The organism is Pseudoalteromonas sp. CuT4-3 (assembly GCF_035666335.1).
In the GTDB taxonomy this organism is placed as follows: Bacteria; Pseudomonadota; Gammaproteobacteria; order Enterobacterales; family Alteromonadaceae; genus Pseudoalteromonas; species Pseudoalteromonas atlantica.
In genome coordinates this window covers 894,147-914,377 of the sequence record NZ_CP142030.1, presented here as the reverse complement: position 1 = coordinate 914,377, position 20,231 = coordinate 894,147, and the positions used below count along the sequence as shown (strand labels likewise).

General features: G+C 39.1%; 20 protein-coding genes and 1 riboswitch. Of the genes, 6 read left to right on the top strand and 14 right to left on the bottom strand.

Going from position 1 to position 20,231, the window contains the following annotated elements; translation table 11 throughout:
• Positions 1-101 precede the first annotated feature (101 nt).
• Complete coding sequence (locus VOI46_RS04105; protein ID WP_004587176.1) at positions 102-434, bottom strand: hypothetical protein; 333 nt, start codon at positions 432-434, stop codon at positions 102-104.
• Positions 435-454: 20 nt separating this feature from the next.
• Positions 455-1,159 (bottom strand): DUF2982 domain-containing protein, encoded by a 705-nt coding sequence (locus VOI46_RS04100; RefSeq protein ID WP_004587177.1) that lies wholly within the window; start codon positions 1,157-1,159, stop codon positions 455-457.
• 246 nt (positions 1,160-1,405) lie between these two features.
• On the opposite strand from VOI46_RS04100, the gene VOI46_RS04095 reads away from it, so the two are divergent.
• From VOI46_RS04095 to msrA, 3 genes are all read left to right on the top strand, one after another.
• Complete coding sequence (locus tag VOI46_RS04095; protein ID WP_004587178.1) at positions 1,406-2,458, top strand: efflux RND transporter periplasmic adaptor subunit; 1,053 nt, start codon at positions 1,406-1,408, stop codon at positions 2,456-2,458.
• A gap of 3 nt (positions 2,459-2,461) precedes the next feature.
• Positions 2,462-5,569, top strand: coding sequence for an efflux RND transporter permease subunit (locus VOI46_RS04090; protein WP_004587179.1), 3,108 nt, complete (start codon positions 2,462-2,464; stop codon positions 5,567-5,569).
• A gap of 89 nt (positions 5,570-5,658) precedes the next feature.
• The gene (gene msrA, locus VOI46_RS04085; protein WP_004587180.1) at positions 5,659-6,195 is read left to right on the top strand and encodes a peptide-methionine (S)-S-oxide reductase MsrA; all 537 of its coding nucleotides are present in this window, start codon (positions 5,659-5,661) and stop codon (positions 6,193-6,195) included.
• A gap of 245 nt (positions 6,196-6,440) precedes the next feature.
• Here msrA and VOI46_RS04080 read toward each other — a convergent pair whose 3' ends face one another.
• From VOI46_RS04080 to VOI46_RS04070, 3 genes are all read right to left on the bottom strand, one after another.
• Entirely contained in the window at positions 6,441-8,270 is a 1,830-nt protein-coding gene (locus VOI46_RS04080; RefSeq protein ID WP_004588516.1) for a TonB-dependent receptor, read from the bottom strand.
• A 36-nt stretch (positions 8,271-8,306) separates the two neighbouring features.
• Positions 8,307-8,470, bottom strand: a riboswitch (cobalamin riboswitch).
• An 86-nt stretch (positions 8,471-8,556) separates the two neighbouring features.
• Positions 8,557-9,339 (bottom strand): hypothetical protein, encoded by a 783-nt coding sequence (locus tag VOI46_RS04075; protein ID WP_004588517.1) that lies wholly within the window; start codon positions 9,337-9,339, stop codon positions 8,557-8,559.
• Between the two features lie 267 nt (positions 9,340-9,606).
• Complete coding sequence (locus tag VOI46_RS04070) at positions 9,607-10,089, bottom strand: YajQ family cyclic di-GMP-binding protein (RefSeq protein ID WP_004588518.1); 483 nt, start codon at positions 10,087-10,089, stop codon at positions 9,607-9,609.
• A gap of 150 nt (positions 10,090-10,239) precedes the next feature.
• On the opposite strand from VOI46_RS04070, the gene VOI46_RS04065 reads away from it, so the two are divergent.
• Positions 10,240-10,593, top strand: a complete 354-nt coding sequence (locus tag VOI46_RS04065) for a VanZ family protein (protein ID WP_004588519.1) — start codon at positions 10,240-10,242, stop codon at positions 10,591-10,593.
• Positions 10,586-11,488, top strand: a complete 903-nt coding sequence (locus VOI46_RS04060; protein WP_004588520.1) for a ketopantoate reductase family protein — start codon at positions 10,586-10,588, stop codon at positions 11,486-11,488. Before VOI46_RS04065 ends, VOI46_RS04060 begins: the two co-directional genes overlap by 8 nt.
• 26 nt (positions 11,489-11,514) lie before the next feature.
• Here VOI46_RS04060 and thiI read toward each other — a convergent pair whose 3' ends face one another.
• Together thiI and VOI46_RS04050 are read right to left on the bottom strand one after the other, a co-directional pair.
• Positions 11,515-12,972 (bottom strand): tRNA uracil 4-sulfurtransferase ThiI, encoded by a 1,458-nt coding sequence (thiI, locus tag VOI46_RS04055; protein ID WP_004588521.1) that lies wholly within the window; start codon positions 12,970-12,972, stop codon positions 11,515-11,517.
• A gap of 97 nt (positions 12,973-13,069) precedes the next feature.
• A complete protein-coding gene (locus VOI46_RS04050) occupies positions 13,070-13,723 on the bottom strand; it encodes a TetR/AcrR family transcriptional regulator (protein ID WP_004588522.1) in 654 nt (217 codons plus the stop codon).
• Positions 13,724-14,049: 326 nt separating this feature from the next.
• On the opposite strand from VOI46_RS04050, the gene coaD reads away from it, so the two are divergent.
• The gene (gene coaD / locus VOI46_RS04045; protein ID WP_004588523.1) at positions 14,050-14,541 is read left to right on the top strand and encodes a pantetheine-phosphate adenylyltransferase; all 492 of its coding nucleotides are present in this window, start codon (positions 14,050-14,052) and stop codon (positions 14,539-14,541) included.
• A gap of 41 nt (positions 14,542-14,582) precedes the next feature.
• Here coaD and VOI46_RS04040 read toward each other — a convergent pair whose 3' ends face one another.
• The 7 genes from VOI46_RS04040 to argH form a co-directional block, all read right to left on the bottom strand.
• Positions 14,583-15,110: a hypothetical protein gene (locus VOI46_RS04040; protein WP_004588524.1), complete on the bottom strand. Its 528-nt coding sequence runs from the start codon at positions 15,108-15,110 to the stop codon at positions 14,583-14,585.
• Positions 15,103-15,621 (bottom strand): hypothetical protein, encoded by a 519-nt coding sequence (locus VOI46_RS04035; protein WP_138724992.1) that lies wholly within the window; start codon positions 15,619-15,621, stop codon positions 15,103-15,105. Before VOI46_RS04035 ends, VOI46_RS04040 begins: the two co-directional genes overlap by 8 nt.
• Positions 15,614-16,126, bottom strand: coding sequence for a hypothetical protein (locus VOI46_RS04030; RefSeq protein WP_083901820.1), 513 nt, complete (start codon positions 16,124-16,126; stop codon positions 15,614-15,616). Before VOI46_RS04030 ends, VOI46_RS04035 begins: the two co-directional genes overlap by 8 nt.
• Entirely contained in the window at positions 16,126-16,635 is a 510-nt protein-coding gene (locus tag VOI46_RS04025; RefSeq protein ID WP_232424005.1) for a hypothetical protein, read from the bottom strand. The genes VOI46_RS04030 and VOI46_RS04025 overlap by 1 nt, the downstream gene beginning before the upstream one ends.
• A gap of 141 nt (positions 16,636-16,776) precedes the next feature.
• Positions 16,777-17,208: a hypothetical protein gene (locus tag VOI46_RS04020; RefSeq protein WP_004588528.1), complete on the bottom strand. Its 432-nt coding sequence runs from the start codon at positions 17,206-17,208 to the stop codon at positions 16,777-16,779.
• Between the two features lie 650 nt (positions 17,209-17,858).
• Positions 17,859-18,059: a hypothetical protein gene (locus VOI46_RS04015; RefSeq protein WP_004588530.1), complete on the bottom strand. Its 201-nt coding sequence runs from the start codon at positions 18,057-18,059 to the stop codon at positions 17,859-17,861.
• Between the two features lie 289 nt (positions 18,060-18,348).
• Positions 18,349-20,214: an argininosuccinate lyase gene (gene argH / locus VOI46_RS04010; protein WP_004588531.1), complete on the bottom strand. Its 1,866-nt coding sequence runs from the start codon at positions 20,212-20,214 to the stop codon at positions 18,349-18,351.
• Between the last annotated feature and the right edge of the window lie 17 nt (positions 20,215-20,231).

The following is a 20,231-nucleotide window of genomic DNA, read 5'->3' as shown; positions in this document are numbered from 1 at the left end:
GTTGGTAGCTAGGCAAAAAATTCGCTATTCAGTTGTTCTAAATGAAAATTTTTTAACACGTTTAGCCTCTCAAAATGATTAAGCAGTATTGCGGATTGGTATTACATATACGTATCTTGATGAATACGCACAAACAGCTTAGTGCCTATTTTTGAGTAATCTACTTTGTATTCACGCCCATCAAGCGCCTGAATAAACAACAGCTGTTTTTCTTCACCAAAAATATCAGCGCTACTTACATTAACAATTTCAAGGTAACGCTCTTTGGCATCACGCCGGTTTTTAGGTAGATCCTCTTTAAATGGCTCCAAACCATTTTGAGTTACCCTTATACGTGGGTGCTGCTCTGCATTAACAATGACTAGATCAAGCTTTTTATCTTTATGGATGATGGTATTGCGACCACTCTTTATAAAAGATCTTTCTTGGCTCATTATTTTTCCTACTATCGCATTTAGTGTCCAACTTGCGATGCTATAAACCGTTCAGGTGCGCGTTTCCATTTATTTAAATCGGCACTGAACGACCAAATGTCTGTCTCTAATACACTTGCGGGTAACAGTAAGTTATATCCCGTTAACAACTCAAGGTGCTTGGCTCTGTTAGCAAACATAGCTATAAGTCCAGTATAGCTAAATCCTTTAGGTGAGGTGTATTGTGTCTCTTCTATTAACCATTCTGATGGGCAATTGCCATTTTTGCAATGTTTTTGAACAGCTTGCATAAATAAATTACGCTGCTCTATCAGTAGTTTTCCGGCAATGCGTGGGTGTATAGCGCTTAAAAATTCGTCCATATCATTAAGTTTTAAACCTACTGCGTTTAATTCAAGGTGTTCAAGGCCGTCAGCCACCTTAGGAATACCGCTGTGGTGTAAGTTACTAACATGTAACTGCCACTGGCCATACTTATGCTGATACACAAGTAAGGACTCGCTAAGCACTAAACTGTAATAAGGTTCCTGTGTTTTTAAAAAACCAATAAAAATAGCAGCTATGCACATGCTTACTAAAAAAATTTCTATTAAGCTAATTTCACCCGGGCGCAGTAAATTAAACAGCATAATAAATACTAAACCTACGCTGCCTACAGTAAGTACTTCAATGCCATTGCGCGCCCCTTGCGCCCTGTATTTTATTATTGAACTTGGCTTACCCATATTGGTAAAAAGCCATATAAAATAAAAACATAACAATACCCCAAAGTATTATTTTTCTCATTGTTAAACAGGTTTTACACTGCGGTGGTTGCTTCATCGTTTTATCATAATTTTAGTGTTAAATGGGAACAAGTAATTAGTCTCATAAATTTTTACGCCTAACGCACAAATTTATGAGACACATAACCGCCTTTTCACGGTCTTATTTCGTACAATACTTACAATTTATTTTCAGGTATGAAAACGATGTATTCAAAACAGTCAGGTAAAGCTCTTTTTCCATTTTTAATTACGCTTCTTGTTATTTTAAGTGTGTACTTATATTTGCCATCTAGCCATGGCGAACAATCTAATTCAAGTGATACACCCACACAGGTAATGGCTCATACGGTATCGTCTCAAGAAAACATCGTTATGATTGAAGCCATAGGCAGTGCACGCGCAAACCAAGCAATTTATATAAAAAGCGCACAAAGCGATTATGTTACACACATATATTTTGAAGATGGCGACTTAGTAAGTAAAGGCCAACGCCTTGTGCAGCTGCAAAATCAGCAAGAACAATACGCTGTAAAAGAGCTAGGCATTAACTTAAAAGAAGAAAAACGTCAGTTAAGCCGCCTTACTGAGCTTTCTCGTACGCAATCTACCGCTAAATCATTATTAGAAGAGCAGCTTTCTCGCGTAGATGCCACGCAAGCTCAGCTAGAAAGCGCTAAAACCAAACTTGATGAAATGCTAATTACCGCGCCGTTTTCTGGCTTATTAGGCAAACGAGAAGTGTCGGTTGGTGCTTATGTAAGTAGCGATACAATTATTACAACGCTTGATGATATTAGTATTATAAAAGTTGACTTTAAAGTCCCTGAAAAATATTTATCTCAACTTAACCTAGGCATGAAAGTACATACTCAAAACGATGCCTACCCAGGGCGCACTTTTACCGGCAAAGTGACCCATATTAGTTCTCGTATCGACTCGATTACTCGCAGTGTTGAAGTAACCGCAAGCTTTGCTAATAAATCCGGGCTATTACGCCCTGGTATGCTTTTAAACACCGCTCTGGAGCTTAGTAGTAATCAGGCGCTTATGGTGCCAGAAAAAGCCGTGATCCCACTGCAAGATAAACATTTTGTATATCAAGTAAAAGAGGGTATTGCCAATAAGGTAGAAGTACATGTTGCTGGCAGAAATAACGGCTGGGTAGCGATTGATGAAGGCCTTAGCGATGGCGAGCAAGTGATTACCGAAGGCATTATTAAAATTCGCCCTGGTAGCAAAGTAAGTGTTGAGGGTTAATCGGTGAAAATTACAGATACGAGTGTTAAACGCCCTGTTTTTGCCATAGTAATTAACTTACTACTGCTAACATTTGGCTTGGTGGCTTTTTCGATGCTACCACTTAGAGAATACCCAGATATTGAAACTCCTATTGTCAGTATTAGTACTGACTACACTGGTGCTTCGGCAGAAATAGTCGAGACAAAAATAACGCAAATATTAGAAAACCGGATATCGGGTATTGAAGGCATTAAAAGTATTAATTCTTCAAGCAGAAATGGGCGCTCTAATATCGTTATTGAGTTTGATATAAGCCGTGATATTGACGCAGCCTCAAACGATGTACGAGAGCGAGTAGCCCGCGCACTAGATAACCTACCAGAGCAAGTGCGCCCACCAGAGGTATCTAAGTCAAACAGCGACGAGAGCCCTATTGCTTGGTTTGTACTTAACAGTGAAACCATGAACTCGCTGCAATTGAGCGATTATGCACAGCGCTTTATTGTTGACCGATTAGCCGTTGTAGATGGCGTTTCAAATGTACGTATTGGTGGTGAGCGCCAATACGCCATGAAAATTTGGCTAAACCGCCAAGCCATGGCCGCTCGTGGGATCACTTCGAGTGATATCGAAAACACCCTACGCAGCGAAAACGTAGAGCTTCCAGCAGGTGAAATTGAGTCTATCGACCGCGACTTTACCGTACGTACAGCGCGTAGCTATAAAGACCAACGTGATTTTCAAAACTTAGTTATTAAACGCGGTGAAGACGGCTACCTTGTGCGTTTAGGTGAAGTTGCCGATGTACATTTAGAAGCCGCCGACGATGAAAGCCTGTTCCGTGGTAACGGCCGTAACATGATTGGCCTTGGCATAGTAAAGCAAGCTAAAGCAAACACCTTAACAGTGGTAGACAACGCCCGCAGTGAACTTGAAAAAATAAAACGTAATTTGCCAGAGGGCACCACTATTCAAGACAGCTACGATTCGTCTATTTTTATTAAAGAGTCAATCAACGAAGTATATAGCACGCTTGCCATTTCTATGGGGTTAGTGGTGTTAATAATATTTATCTTTTTAGGTAATATTCGCGCTACGCTTATCCCCGCCGTTACTGTGCCTGTAGCACTTGTTGGCAGCTTTATGTTTTTACTTGCCATGGGTTATTCAATCAACTTATTAACCTTACTTGCGCTGGTATTAGCGATTGGTTTGGTCGTAGATGACGCCATTGTAATGCTTGAAAATATTCACCGTCGTATTGAGCTTGGCGAGCCACCTTTATTAGCGGCCTTTAGAGGTGCCCGCGAAGTAGGCTTTGCAATTATTGCGACAACGCTTGTGCTTATTTCGGTGTTTGTACCTTTAGTATTTATGGATGGACGAATTGGCGCTTTGTTTACAGAGTTTGCAATGGCTGTAAGTGCCGCGGTGTTTTTCTCTAGTATTACTGCCCTTACGCTCTCGCCTGCGCTGTGCTCTAAAGTTTTAAAAGCGTCAGAAAAAGAAAGTAAATTTAGCCAATGGATGGACCGTGTTTTTAGCAAAGTTGAAAACAGTTACCGCCAATCGCTTACCTCAAATATGACCAAAAAATGGGGCTTAATGATAAGCCTAGTACTTGCTGGTTTTGTTAGCTACTCGTTGTTTTTGCAAGTGCCCTCTGAGCTTACGCCAAAAGAAGACCGCGGTACCTTTTTTATTATGATGAGCGGCCCTGAAGGCGCAAGTTATGAAAATAACGCTGCCAACATGGCCAAAATAGAAGAGCGCCTGCTTCCTTACTCAGAAGCTGGCGAATTAAGCCGTGTTTTAGTGCGCGTACCGGGCTGGGGCGGCAGTGGCGGTGTTGCTATCGTTGGTATGGCCGATTGGGATAAGCGCAAGCGCTCTACCTGGGAAGTTATGGACGAAATAAGCGCCAAAATGACCGAAGTAACAGATGTACGTGCCTTTGCTATTATGCGCCGTGGTATTGGCGGTGGTGGCTCTTCTCGCCCCATTGAGTTTGTACTACAAGGTAACGATTACGAGCAACTTGCTGATTGGCGCGACCGCATTATAGAGCGCGCAGAAAAAAATCCAGGCTTGGTAAGAATCGATCACGACTATAAAGAAACCTTTCCACAATTTTTAGTCAGCATAGATAAAAACAAAGCCGCTGATTTAGGTGTGTCGGTATCAGATGTAGGCACCACGCTTGAAACCATGCTAGGACAGCGCCGTGTTACCACCTTTATTGACCGTGGTGAAGAATACGATGTAATTTTAAAGGGCACTAAACAAGACTTTACAAATCCTACTGATATTTCAAATATTTACCTTAAATCACGCAGTGGTGAGCTGGTCCCGCTAGATAGCCTTATAAGCTTAAAAGAAGAGGCCACAGCATCGCGCTTAAATCGTTATAACCGAATGCGTGCCATCACACTAAGCGCTAACCTTGCGGACGGTTATACACTTGAACAAGCACTTAACTTTTTAAACAAAGTAGCTGCAGAAGAAAACGACATTGACGGCGCTGTAGATTATAAGGGTGAATCACAATTATATTACGAAGGCGCATCGGCCATGACCTATGTATTTGTGCTTGCCCTGACTGTGACCTTTTTAGTTTTAGCTGCACAATTTGAAAGTTTTATGCACCCGTTTGTCATTATGCTAACGGTACCGCTTGGCCTAATGGGCGCCATGTTTGGCCTATGGGCAACCGGCTTAACGCTTAATATTTATAGCCAAATTGGTATTGTAATGCTGATAGGTTTAAGCGCTAAAAATGGTATTTTAATAGTCGAATTTACCAACCAACTGCGCGATAAAGGCGTAGAATTTAGCGAGGCTATTTTGCAAGCGGCCACTCAGCGCCTACGCCCAATAATAATGACCTCTCTGACTACGGTAATGAGCGCAGTGCCTTTAGTATTGGCATCAGGCCCAGGCGCAGAGAGCCGCATGGTAATTGGTGTGGTGGTATTTACAGGGGTTATTGTATCAACATTGCTAACGCTTTATGTTGTGCCTGCGGCGTATTATGCCCTAGCCCGCAACACACAGTCGCCAGAATTTTTACAGCAAAAATTAAATAAGCAAGCCGACTCTCACCCGTTAAAAGACAGCGAAGAAATTTAACTGAGCTTACACTGCGCCGTAACTTGCTGTTACGGCGTATTCAATTTATGCTCGCCTTAATACTGTAACATACATAATTAGGACAACTAATGAGCACATCAACACAACTAGCAACATTTGGTGGAGGCTGTTTTTGGTGTATAGACGCTGCATTCAGACGAGTAAAAGGTGTACTAAACGTATGCTCAGGTTACACCGGCGGCCATACCGACAACCCCACGTATAAATCGGTCTGCTCTGGTACAACAGGCCATGCTGAGGTTGTGCAACTGGAATTTGACAGCGCTGTAGTAAGCTTTGAAACACTGCTTAGCATGTTTTTTACGTTACACGATGCCACGCAATTAAATCGCCAAGGTAACGATATTGGCACACAGTATAGAAGTGTTGTTTATTACCACAACGATGCACAATTAAATCAAACCAATGAGATGATAGCCCAGTTACAAAACCATATTAGCGAGCCAATAGTGACAGAGGTTAGTCCTGCTACCATATATTACCCAGCTGAGCATTATCATCAAGATTACTACAACGAAAACCCACAGCAGGGTTACTGTAGTATTTTAATAGCGCCTAAATTGCACAAGTTTGAAACTTTATTTAAAGAATTCTTAGCTAACTAGCTAATTTTCGTTGTTAAAATAATTCTAATACCAATCCGCATAATTAAGTGATCTATTTTGAGGATGGATAAACGTGTTGATAGCAAGGCAAAAAATTCGCTATTTAGTTGTTCTAAATGAGAATTTTTTAACGCAGATAGCGACACATTTAGCCCCTGAAAATGATTAAGTATTAATGCGAATTGGTATAAATACACATTAAAAAGCCCGATATAAATCGGGCTTTTGTATATTAAAAAACGCTATTAAAACTGATAGCTTGCACCTGCAAAAAAGCGGCGCTCTGGGGTGTTGTAGTAATATACGTCACCGCTTGTAAAGTCAGCTCTTGAGTCAACCACATTGTAATCTCTGTCAAATAGGTTCTCTACACGCAGCGACAGCTCAATATTATCGTTTACATGATAGTTACCCGCTAGGTTCCAAAGTGTATACGACCCTAGGCGCGTTACTGCACCCTCGCGATCACTGCGGTATTGCATATCAATGCGAGCATCAAAATCACCAAATTGCTTTGCGAGTTCCCAATTAACAGTGCGCTTGGCAACATTGCGTAGCTCATCGCCGGTTTCTTTGTTTTCGGCACTTAAATATGCAAAATTTAAGTGGCTATCAAACCCTAAAATTTGTTGTGTAAGGCTAAACTCAACCCCTTCGTAGCGAGCTTCGTTTATATTAGCTAACGCAAAGTTTTCATCGTAATCAATTTTATCTTCGATGTCGTTTCTAAAAATTGCAAAATCGACTTGTGCACTGTCAAAATTAACATTTACACCAAGCTCGCGGTTTATTGATTTTTCAGGTTGGAGATCTGGATTACCAAAATTTGGGTAGTATAAATCGTTAAATGTTGGCGCTTTAAAACCTGTGCTTTGACTAATTCTAAATGTTGAATTTTCAGATAAATGATAACCAGCCGCCGCAGTATAGGTTGTTTCATCACCAAACTGTTCATCGTCGTCTTGGCGAAGAGTTAAATTGGCAAGCACAGTGTCGGTGTCGTAATAAGCCCCAACAAACACTGCTAATACATCGCGGCTATCCTCATCAAATGCTTGCGAGCTGTGCGATACATCATCGTTATACCAATTAACGCCGCCGCTAATATTAAGCGCATTTGTTAAGCGGTATTGGCCGCTGTAATCTACTTGCGAGCGCTTAGTAATAAATGTACTGGTTAATGGCCCGCCGGTAAAAAAGTCCACATATGTGCTGTCAGAATCATCGGTTGCAAAAGCAACATCTATAGCATGAGATTGGTTAGTGTAGTTTTTGCTCCACTGCGCCGACAGTTGATAGTTTTTAAAGTCCCCTCTTTCAACCGTGCTCGTAGCCGGGCTAAAGCTGCTATCGTAATCCGCGTAGCCTTCGCTGTACTGGCCTAGTAGCTTAAAGTTACCGTAATGTGCATCTGCATAGTTTACTTTAAAGCCTACGTTTTTATTTTCATAGCTGTCGTCATCGGGCGCTATACCTTGTAATGCATCAAAACCATCGGTTTTTTCAAAGCCTGCATTAAATGCGCTAACCACTTCATCTGATTTTACTGAACCTGCAAGTTGATAGTTTTGATAAGCGTTAGAGCCAAATGTGGCATCAAGTGATACATTGCTCGCTTCACGCGTTATTATATTAATAACCCCAGCTAATGCATCTGAGCCATACACAGCTGCACGCGAGCCTTTTATGATCTCGATTCGCTCAATACTATTTAGCGGCACGTTACTTAATGCTTTTTGTCCTAGCGTGGCTGAGCCCGTGCGTACACCATCAATTAAAATTAGCGTATCGCCAGAACCTGTACCACGTAATGACACACCCGCTGTTTGCCCAAAACCACCATTAGGATTAATTTGAAAACCCACTTGTGTGCTTAGTAAGGTTGGTAAATCGCGTACATTGCTTGCATCTATTTCGGCGCGTTCAATTACATTAACGCTCGCTAAAACATTATTTATTGATTGTTCAAATTTATTAGCGGTAACAGTGATTTTTTCAATTGGGCTTTGTGCAGCAGATACAGAAAAAGACAGCGCAGCCGAGATAGCAACGCCAAGAGTTGTTTTATTTAGCATGATGTTCCCTATCTTTGCCCACCGCAAAGATTTAAGTAAGTAAGATTACTTCAAGGCCGGTCTCCGGACTCAGTAAACACATAAATGCGTTAATACTTTACCGTTGCGGGGGCAGTGTTGGGATTGCTTTTGTTATAAAGGCGCACCAACTTCCCGATTATCTCGCTGTTAGTTTTAATACTTTAAACCCTGTATTTAGCAACCAGCAAGCACCTTGAAAATAGGCGGTTATTGTGAGCAGTTTGTTTACAAATGTCAACGGACGTCTATATAGCTAAAGGTTATATTATTTATTTTCAGTAAAGCTGGATGTTACGCCGTATGAACTTAAAAGCGCTGTGATTTTAGGTTTTATTGCAGACGAATTTAAAAGCTTATCCATTTGTTTTACCGTAATTTTACTGCGCACAGGATTAACTAAAAAATGAGTATCGTATATAGCATCTGGGGTATTACTCTTATAAAGCAGGTTCATATTAAAAATGTTGTTCTTTTTAAAGTATTGATAAGCTATGTTATTTAACACCCCAACATCGGCACGCTTTAATAGCAGCATTTTAACAACGTTAAACTCATCGATTGTTAAACTAACTTGGTGTTCATCACTTAAATATTGTGCATCGGTTATAAAATCAGCAAAACGATAGGAATACCCCAATACCCCCGCTTTTGTTAAAGCATGTAAGTCATCGAAATAGCTTTGCTTTTGGGCGTTTTGTGCCAGCGTATACAACTCATTTTTTGCAATAACATAAAAGCTCGTTTCCTGTAAGGCACTTCTTGCTACCTCAGGCACCCATTGCATAGCCATTAAAAATAACATGTCGAATTCCCCCCATTCGACCCACTTTTTGAGCCTTTTTACAGGCAAAGAGTTAAGAGTAAATTTATATTCGCTTTGAGAGTCATTGAGTATTTTTACAAACTCAGGCGCTACCCCTTGCTCTTTTTCAGCATTAATAATAATTGGAAAGTAACCGTCCTCTACCAACACATCTACATTTATTGGCTTGGCAAAGCTAAACTTACTGCTCGCAATAATAATTATAAAAACAAAAAACTTAAGCATTTAAAGCCTTTAACAGTCGCTATTAAGTAATATTGATATTAAGAATAGCCTAATATACGCAACTGCGTGATAAGCAGGTTTAATAATGCATTTAAATAACGTTAAAAGAGTATGGAATAACAGTGTACTAATTTTACACAGGTAAAAGGGGTTTAGGCTTGCGAGTAAGTAAAGGCTGTAATTAGGGCGGGGTAAAATGTGTGGCTAATATATTTAATAACCACACATTTAAATTTTCACTTTAAAACACTAAAGACACTTAGCTAATTAATCGCGAAAGTTTTTAAACTGGAAAGGCTGACCTAAATCTGCAGTGCGAACGACTTGCATAGCGGCTTGTAAATCGTCACGCTTTTTACCCGTTACACGTACTTCTTCACCTTGAATAGCAGCTTGTACTTTTACTTTTGAGTCTTTAATGGCTTTAACTACTTTTTTAGCCATGTCTTTCTCAATGCCTTGTTTAAGTGCAACATTACGAAACACGTTTTTACCAGCACGAGTGATGTCTTGCAGCTCCAAGCTTGCTACGTCCATACCACGCTTAGAAATTTTACCTGCTAAAATATCAAACAATTGCATAACTTGTGAGTCAGCTTCAGCTTTTAGTTTAATTGTTTTGTCGTTTAGCTCAATTGATGCGTCAACACCTCTAAAGTCAAAGCGCGTTTCTAGCTCACGGTTGGCGTTATCTACTGCATTTTTAGCTTCGTTCATTTCTACTTCTGATACGATATCAAATGAAGGCATTGGGTTCTCCTAACTATTAAATCTAAATTTATGCGCCGATTATAACGCTAAAATTATAAATCTTTACATTTTTCTGCCAGTTGTTCAGGTGCGATACTAATTTAGTTTGATATACTGCAGCCTCTTTTTTAAGCGGTTTTAGGATTTATCGTGACAAGGCGTGTTTACCAAGCAGTTTTTTTGATTAGTATTGTGGTGTTTACCCTCTTATTTGCCAAAGAAATAAAAGGCGGCGTTACGAACTTATTTCCACATGTTGATAAAGTTGCCCACTTTGGGATTTTTTTTATACTTGCCATCATTATGGATAAAGCCTTTAAGTTACCGCTGTACACGCAAGTACTTTTGCTTGCGGGCTACGGTGCAGCAATAGAAATAATGCAAGATGCGCTTCCTTACAGGCAGGCCTCATTAGGTGATTTTGTTGCTGATTTTGCCGGTGCGGCCACGTACTTTTTACTAAGAACCATTTTTACTCCTCGAAAAAAGAACCCTTATGGCTAATATTCTTATTATTGGCGACGGCGCTATTGGTTTATTGCTAAGCCATTTTTTATCTAAAGCTCACACTGTTCATGTGTTAACACGCAAAGCCACTGCAAATACACGCTTTTATTGCAAAGCAAAACAGCCTTCGCAAAAAATTAATGCACGGTTTATTACACTTAAGCAAATTAATGAACAGCCCGCGTTTGATATTGTTATTTTTGCAGTAAAGGCTTTTCAGGTGCAATCGGCCTTTACGCAAATTAAACCCTTTTTATCGCCAAGTAGTGTACTTATTGTATCGCACAACGGTATGGGTAATGTTGAAACACTCAATGAGCAACTCGATAAGCAACAAGCGTTGTACTTTTTAACCACCAGCATGGCTGGCTTTAAAACAAACGACTTTATAGTACAGCACACCGGTGAAGGTAAAAGCGTATTAGGTGCCTGCAACCCTTGCGCGCACAGTTATCGCCAAGCAATGTGTGAGCAATTGCAAAACGTGCCGCAGCTTAGCTACACTACTAATATTGAGCAGCTACGATTTGAAAAACTATTAGTAAATATTGCCATTAACCCATTAAGCGCATTGTATGATATTAAAAATGGTCAGTTACGTGCCCCTTATTTTAATAGCATTATCTTTAATTTATTAACTGAGGCATGCCAAATAGCCCAGGCTTTAAAGCTTGATATTAAGCTGGCTGATGCACTTAACAACGCTTATAACGTAATGATGCTAACCGCTGAAAACTACTCTTCAATGCATCAAGACGTAGCGCATAACCGACAAACCGAAATAGACGCCATTTGTGGCTATATTAGCCAACAAGGTAAGCGATTAAATATCAGCACCCCGCTAAACGATGCCCTACTTGCTAAAATTAAGGCAAAAAAAAGCGTGGTATAAACCACGCTCTAAATTACGGTTAACCTTTACGGGCGATAAACTTTTACACCCGTAAAGCCTGCTTCATGAAGAATAAGCGCCTGTAACTGGCTCATAACCCCTCTTTCACAATACAGGTAGTAATCCTTATCTTTTGGCAGATCACCAAATTTAGTCGCTAAGCGGAAAAACGGTAAATGCACTACATCTATACCGTCAATCTCAAGCGGCGCTGCATCCTCTTCCTCTGGTGAGCGAATATCAACAACCACTGCACCCGCTGGTAAATCAACTACCGACTCAGCTTCTTTAAGTTCTTGCTTAGCTTCTACGTCTATATCACGCACATCCATAATGCGAGCGTTTTCAACAACAGTATTAAGCACATCAAAGTCGAACTTTTCTTCTTCGGCTTTAATAACGTCAAGTTTAGCTTTAACCGTTGGCTTTTTAGATATTACGCCACAGTACTCAGGCATGGTTTCGGCCATTTCTGCGGTGCCAATTTTACGTGCAATATTTATAATTTCTTGTTTGTCGTGCTGAATAAGTGGGCGCAAAATCAGGGTTTCTGTTACGCGGTCAATTACACTTAAATTAGCTAAGGTTTGGCTAGAAACCTGACCTATACTCTCACCAGTTACCAAGGCTTGAATATTTAATTTTTCGGCTACTTGGCTGCCAGCACGCATCATCATGCGTTTTAGCACAACACCCATTTGGCTGTTTTCAACGTTCTCTAAAATTTCGGCAACAACCGGTTCAAAATCAACCGTGATAAATTTAACTTTATGAGTAGAGCTAAATTTTTTCCATAAATAGTAGCTGGCTTGTTTAACACCAATTTCGTGTGCTGCGCCACCTAAATTAAAGAATAAAAAGTGCGTGCGAGCACCTTTACGGATCATCTGATAACTTGCTACACCTGAGTCAAAGCCGCCTGACATTAACGAAAGCACGTCTTCTTGTGTTGGTAGTGGAAAGCCTGCCATACCTAGGTGAGTTTGCGTAACTATGTAGGCTTTATCGTCTTTTACTTCTAAGCGAATAGTTACTTCTGGGCGGCTTAACTTAACGCGCGCGCCTTCAACGTGCTGGTTTAAACCACCACCCACGTAACGCTCTAAATCGGTAGAAGTAAAGTCGTGTTGACCAATACGCTTTGCGCGTACACAAAACGTTTTACCAACAATGGTGTGCCCTACTAGGTCTATGGTTTTTTTATAGATATCGTCAAGCGTTGTGAAATCAGTTTCGGTCACTTCAATAAATTGCACAATACCAGGAATGCGCTGCAAGCTATCGATAAAGTCTAGGCGTGTTTGTGCATCATCAAGCTTAGTTACAACAGAAATATTATCCCAGTTGTTTCTTACTTGTACTTTTTCGTCAACACGGCGCAATACAATTTTAATGTTATTTTCTAACACTTTAGTAAAGCGTTTACGTACCGAACGGCTTTTAATGGCAATTTCAGGATGTAGTTTGACGATAAATTTAAGCATAGTTCACTCTTAGACTGCGGGAATTCGCGCTCCCAGGCATTGGGCGCGCGATTATAGCAAAAATTTTTGCGTCTAGGAACTAACCAACTAACAGCAGTTAGGCAAGCGCTGGCGCTTGCTCTGCAAGTTGGGTGTATTTTTCACGTAACTGATTCATTTTAAGTATGCTTTTTTCGGTGCTGTAAGCCCTAAATAATGCTAATACTTTTAAAATGCCATGATAAATATCTTGCTCGGCTAAATTACCACTGAGCCTACGCGCTTTAATATACGGAGTCCAAAAACTAACGGTTAGCTTAAGAGTATGAGCAAGTTCAAGCGCATCTTGCTCTTCTATGGCAATCATTTCGTTATCGCGCAGGCCTAAAATAACTTGGCGAACCTGCTCTAATAAAGTTGACTGAAAACCAATGTAGGCTTGTTTTAAGCTTTCATCCCTTGAGAGGATGTCGCCTAAGTTGTCGTAAAAAAAATGATAGCGCCACATTAGCTCAAATAATGAATCTAAATAAGCAGTTAAATGATCAAAGGCATCATCGTTTGCTTCAATGGGTTTAAAATGAGTATGTAAATGCTCGCTGTAAAGCGCAAAAATATGTCGGATAATGTCTTCTTTATTTTTAAAATGATAGTAAAGATTACCCGGGCTCATCCCTAAATGTGATGCAATATGATTGGTTGATATTGCACGCTCACCATGTTCATTAAATAACGAAATACTGGTGTGTATTATTTTATCCTTAGTATTCATATGCGACGACTCAAATTAACTTATAAACTACATTACACTAAATATCAGCCTTGCAGTATAAACAAATCAGGCAGGTTTAAATACCATCATAATTTACTATTTTAAAAACGAGGGTCAGATTATGCTGCACGCAGGCATTTGCATTAATGTGGTGCTGTTAGCTAACGCAAAGCCTAAGCAGCGTAATTACACTCTAAAAAATGGTAACGCATTTAAAGCACTTTTACTGATTAAATATCAAACATAAAAGCTCAACCTGAGCTCCTAGGCTGATTTGTAGAACAAACACTGATAGACTACTAAAAAAATAATAGTTAGTGAAATCTATGAACGTTACGGCAATCTATCCTGGTACATTCGACCCGTTAACCAACGGCCACACCGACCTAATTCAGCGCGCAGCTAAAATGTTTAGCACGGTTATTGTTGCTATTGCTCATAACCCTTCAAAAAAGCCGTGCTTTAGTCTCGATGAGCGAGTTGATTTAGCCAACACTATTTTAGGGCATTTAAGTAATGTAAAAGTGATTGGCTTTTCAGGCTTACTAGCCGATTTAGCTTTTGATCATAAAGCTGATGTGCTTATTCGCGGTATTAGAGCGGTATCTGATTTTGATTACGAATTTCAGCTCGCAAATATGAACCGCCGCCTAAATCCAGATTTAGAAAGCGTGTTTTTAACACCTTCTGAGCGCAACTCGTTTATATCTTCAACCTTGGTAAAAGAAGTTGCCCGCCATAATGGCGATGTGAGCGAATTTGTAAGCCCACTTGTAGTGGATGCTTTAAAACAAAAGTTAGGCTGCGACGCAAGCTAAAAAAACACAATTAGCGCACTTTGGTGCGCTAATATACCTAACTACTTTTTAGCCATAGCTTGTAATTCATTGCGGTTAAATAAAGCGCGTTTAAGCTTTACCAAGCCTAAAATATCTTTGTTTATAAATAAAACCAATGCCATTACTAAGTCACTTGTAAGCTGCCCAATACCATAAAGCCCCCAAAACCACCAATACTCTATATTACCAAGAACGATACTATCGTAATGCATACCGTAAAATACAAACGCATTAAAACTAAGCCCCACGATTAAATAATAAAAAGCGATCGGTTTAGCTTTCGATAAAAAAATCATCCATATCATCAAAGCGATTATGGTAACTGCATCAAATAAAAACAGGTTTAAGTGAGGTGTGGCTGTTTGCGGGTCCATAACCATACTTGATGTATATGAAGCAATCATAATAAATGATATTTGGGCTAAGCTTTTATCTGACTTATTTATGCTTGTAGATAAGCAATATAAAAATGCAAAAACAAACAGCCATGTAATTAAAATGGTTATGTAATCATAAAGGTCAGCCATCGCCCATAATAGGTTATGCATATCGGAAACGCTTCAACTTTGTAGTTAAATAATTACTTAGCTTTACTAAACCTAAGATATCTTTATTAACAACTAAAACCACCGGCATTAATAAATCAGTAAAATACATGCCAAACACATAAACATTCCAAAACCACCAATAATACAATGTGCCACGCACTTCGATATCGTAATGCATCGCTAAAAACAAACACGCATTAATACTTAAGCCTGCAATGACATAATATAAAGATACAGGCATAGCTTCATTACTAATGCGTTTATAGAAAAAAATGACTCCTAAAGTAACAATGTCAAAATAAAAATAATATAAGTGCGATACAGTAACTGTATCGAAGAGAGTGCTAGAGCTATAAGAGATCATCATAATCAAAGATAAGTACACATTCGCTTTTTGAGAAGTATTTATACTTGCAGATAAGTTATATAAAAATGCAAAAACGAACAGCCAGGTAATGAAAATACCCACATAGTCTCTAATTGAGACTAAATCCCACAAAATATCAGCCACTTTGCTTCAATCTCATAACACCGCTTACCAACTTATCAGTAGCATGCACTAACATTAAAAAATCCTTTTTAATGAACAAAATACTAACCATGATGATATCCATAATATTAATAACAACCGTATAAAAAGACCAAAACCACCACGGTTCGTAATTACCACGTACAAACACATCTATGTGCATAGCTAAAAATAATAACGAATTGATGCTCAAGCCAAATAATAAGTAAGTAGATATGTGTTTTTCAGGTAAGTAATATCGCAGAAAAAAAATAAAAAACAAAGTGACTACGTCATAGCAAAATAACTCTATGTAGGTAATATCATAAATATCAATAAAGAAACTAAAGCAATAAGATATGGCCATAACTAAAGATAGCCATACAGCCTGTTTTTTTGGATTGTTAATGCTAGTTGTTAGTGAATATAAAAAGGCCATTAAAAACCCCCACTGCACTAACACACCGATATAAACTGACACTTCAGGGGGGATTAGAACATTATTCACTATTGCGGTTTCTTAGCAAAGAACGAGTAAATAAGGTTTTTTAAATAAATAATTTTTAAAAAATCTCTATTGATAAACAGCACTAAAATCATACTCAGATCAGAAATGGCCACCACTGATGAATACAATCCCCAAAACCACCAATAGGTGTAATTATGTAAAATATAAGAGTCTAAATACATACCTAGAGCAAAGCACATGTTGATACTCAGCCCAAGCATAAGATACATAAATGCAACCGTTTTCTCTTTAATATAAAAGTATTGGGCAATAATTAAAACCACAATGGTGATAGCGTCTAAAATAGCGAGATCAAGGTAAGTAATAGTTTGGTAATTGAACAAAACACCTGGAAAATACGAAATAGCCATAATCGATGAAAGTATAACTAACGCTTTAAAGTGTGAATTGATAGATGAGACTAAAGAATATAAAAATGCCATGAGGAACCCCCATTGCAATACCACACCGATTATATGTGCAATTCTCACATCTAATAAAAAAGACATGATATCCATCTTAAAAGTAAACGCTAATAATAAGCACCTCAAAAATAATAAACAACACCATTAACTCAGCACCTAGCTTAGTATTTTACTTATTAAAACTAAAAAAACTTTCATCGCCATAAACGTATGAATAACTCGACTTTAAAACGCTAGCTGCAAAAGCCACCTTTTAAGCTTAATTAAGCCTAAAAAGTCTCTATTAATGATTAGTACGGCAATCATACACAAATCAGAAAACATAACAGCCGATGAATAAAAGCGCCAAAACCACCAGTAGGTGTAATTATATAGAATATTGGTATCTAGATACATGCATAGGGCTAAAAAGGTGTTAACGCTAAGGCCGATGATTAAGTAGACATAAGCTGTCGTTTTCTCTTTAATAAAATAACGCTGAGTTACATACACAGCAACTAAAATAGCGATATCTAAAAGGGCAAAATCTAAATAAGTAACCGTTTGAAAGTTTGTAAATATCCAAGACAAATAACCTATCGCCATAATACTCGAAAGTACAACAAAGCCTTTAAAGGGGTTATTTATTGAAGATACTAATGAGTATAAAAAGGCCATGAGAAACCCCCACTGCACAATAGCGCTTAATATATAAGCGAAATCGAAATTAGAGATTAAAGCAAAGATACTCAAAGGTAGGATATACAGTATTAAAGCAACTTACTCTTTAATACTTTGTGCTTACTTATAAGAAAGTTGCTGATTAGAGCCTTCAATTTATGAAGTCCGAGAAAGTCTCTATCTACTATTAATGCAACAATCATAGTTAAATCAATAATATTGACTGTAAAAGTATAAATATTCCAGAAAACCCATGATTCCCTATTCCCTAATATATATATATCCAAGTGCATTAATAAACTGAAAACTGAATTAATTATCAAACCAGATATGAGATATAAAAAAGATGTAGTCGTCTTTTTTATGAAGAAGTAAACTAACCCCAAAGTTGCTACTGTAGCATAATCATATAAAGCCCAATCTACGTAAACTGAGCTTTGAAAAGAAAACCAAGTGAAATAATAATACGAGATGGAATAAGAAGCCATCATTACAAATGAACTGATAAATAGAGTAGTATCTCTTTTTAATTGTAATGAAAAAATAAATACATTAAAAAGAAACGCCATCAAAAACCCCCAAGTTGAGAAGGCTGAAAGCGAAAACATACCAAAAAAGTCAGTCAAAAACATTGAACACCATTTGTATTACTTAGGTTTTACAGGTGGGAGGTAAACAACTCCACCACGCTGGAGTTCCGCACTCGCAGCACTCATCGCCTCTTGAGAGAAACTTACTGTATCAGATTGTAGGGTTTTAGGGCTAGCAGTTTGTTCCGTTGCAGGCTGTAATTGTTGTGTTTTATTGTATGCTTGCATTTGTAATTGGCTATTAGCTGAAACTTGCATGTGATTGATCCTTGTATAAGTTTTAATATTATTTGGCGCAACTTTTAATCACACCATCATGTAGGTAATTGCATTACCTGTTTTAAGCAGTGATAGCTATTTTGCTATCTGACTTATACAAAGCAACCAATGTGCCAACATTTTTTGACATATTAAAAATACATGCTACCTACAACTATTTATTAAAACTAAATCTAAAACCCTAGCTAACACCGAGCTCATCTGACCAGTTCATTATACACATAAAAAAACGCACAGGGGTAACCGTACGTTTTTTATATCCAGGAATTTAAGCCACGTATTTACACGGGATCTCCGCACGTGTACTTGGCTTTAAAATATATTCCATTGCTACTTCGTCACAGTTTTCTTTACGAAGGCAAAGTTCGCAATCTTTCATTACCTTCTCTGGTAACGATTCTTTACTACAAAAAGTAAAACGTTGCTGTTCAAAAAAATCCGGCACACGGGTTAATACAATAACGCGATTAAGCGCCAATTTTTTGGCTTTTGCTAATAAGTGCTCTACAAGCTGCCTACCCTGCCCAGTTACCGCGCTTTGTGGATCTATGCCTAAAGAGCGTATTTCAGCAAGCCCCGTGTCGTAAATGTATAACGATGCACATCCCGACACTTTGCCGTCTATTTCTGTTACTGCAAATTCGTTAATTGAATGCACCATGTCGCTTTTAGCACGCGGCAAGTTTTCACCTACCGTAGCCCAGTGCTGTATCAGCCTAGCAATATCTTCAACATCATCTAAATTTGCATCACGAACCGTTATTTGCTGTTTTTTTTTGGCTTCTTTAACCGCTTTAGTAACTTGTTCAATAGATGTACCGCCAAGCGCTTGACGTGCTTTAATACAGGCATCTATTTCAAGTACTGGGTAAACGTCATCTTCAAACACGTCATTAACCGATTTGTACTGCTCAAGCGAAAGCTCCTCTAAGGTTTTACCTTCGCTTATAGCAAGCTGCACAAGTACACCCACAATGTGGTGGCCTTCTCTAAATGGCACACCTTTAGCTACTAAGTAGTCTGCAAGCTCTGTTGCATTAGCATGGCCACCTTTTGCCGCTGCAAGCGTTTTATCGCCGTTTACTTTTACGCCTTTAATACACGCTTGCGCCATGTGAATACAGGCAAGCCAAGTTGGCATGGCGTCAAAAAGGCCTTCTTTGTCTTCTTGCATATCTTTATTGTACGCAAGAGGGAGTGCTTTTAAGGTCATCATCATGGCACTAAACGCGCCAAATACACGGCCCGTTTTACCACGAATAAGCTCTAGTGCATCAGGGTTCTTTTTCTGCGGCATTAACGATGAGCCAGAGGTAACATTATCAGCAAGCTCTATAAATCCGGCCTCACCAGAATTATAAAATATTAAATCTTCAGCCATACGTGATAAGTGAATCATCGAAATAGAGGCACAGCTTAAAAGCTCTACTACAAAATCACGGTCAGATACGCCATCAAGGCTGTTTTTAGTTGCGCCAGTAAAGCCTAGGCCTTGCGCCAAAGCTTGGCGATCAATTGGGTAGGCAGTACCTGCTAGTGCGCCACTCCCTAGAGGGCAAAAATTAAAACGCGCTTTGGCATCTTGCAAGCGGCTTTCATCACGCTCTAGCATTTCTACATAAGCCATACACCAATGGCTAAACAATACAGGTTGAGCACGTTGTAAATGCGTATAGCCTGGCAATATAGTGCCCAGCTCGCGCTCAGCTAACGCCACAAACTCAGCTTTTAGTGCAGCAATAGCACCAAGCAAATGATCGGCAGTATCACGGCACCATAATCTAAAGTCAGTGGCTACTTGATCATTACGGCTTCGGCCTGTGTGTAGCTTTTTAGCTAAATCACCTACTTTTTCGATTAGTGCAGCTTCTACGTGCGAGTGAATGTCTTCTGCACCTGAGGTTGCCACTGCTTGTGGATCTGCTTTTACTTCTTCAAGCAGTTCATTTAGTGCTGCAACCAACTTGGTGTGCTCATCGCTTGTAAGTACATTTACTTGCTCAAGCGCACCTGCCCATGCCACAGAGCCAATAATATCTTGCTCTGCTAACTGATAATCGAACGGAAGTGAGTCGTTAAATTGTTTAAACGCCTCATCTGGACCCGTAGAAAAACGTCCGCCCCATAATGCCATGAAATCTCTCCAAACCC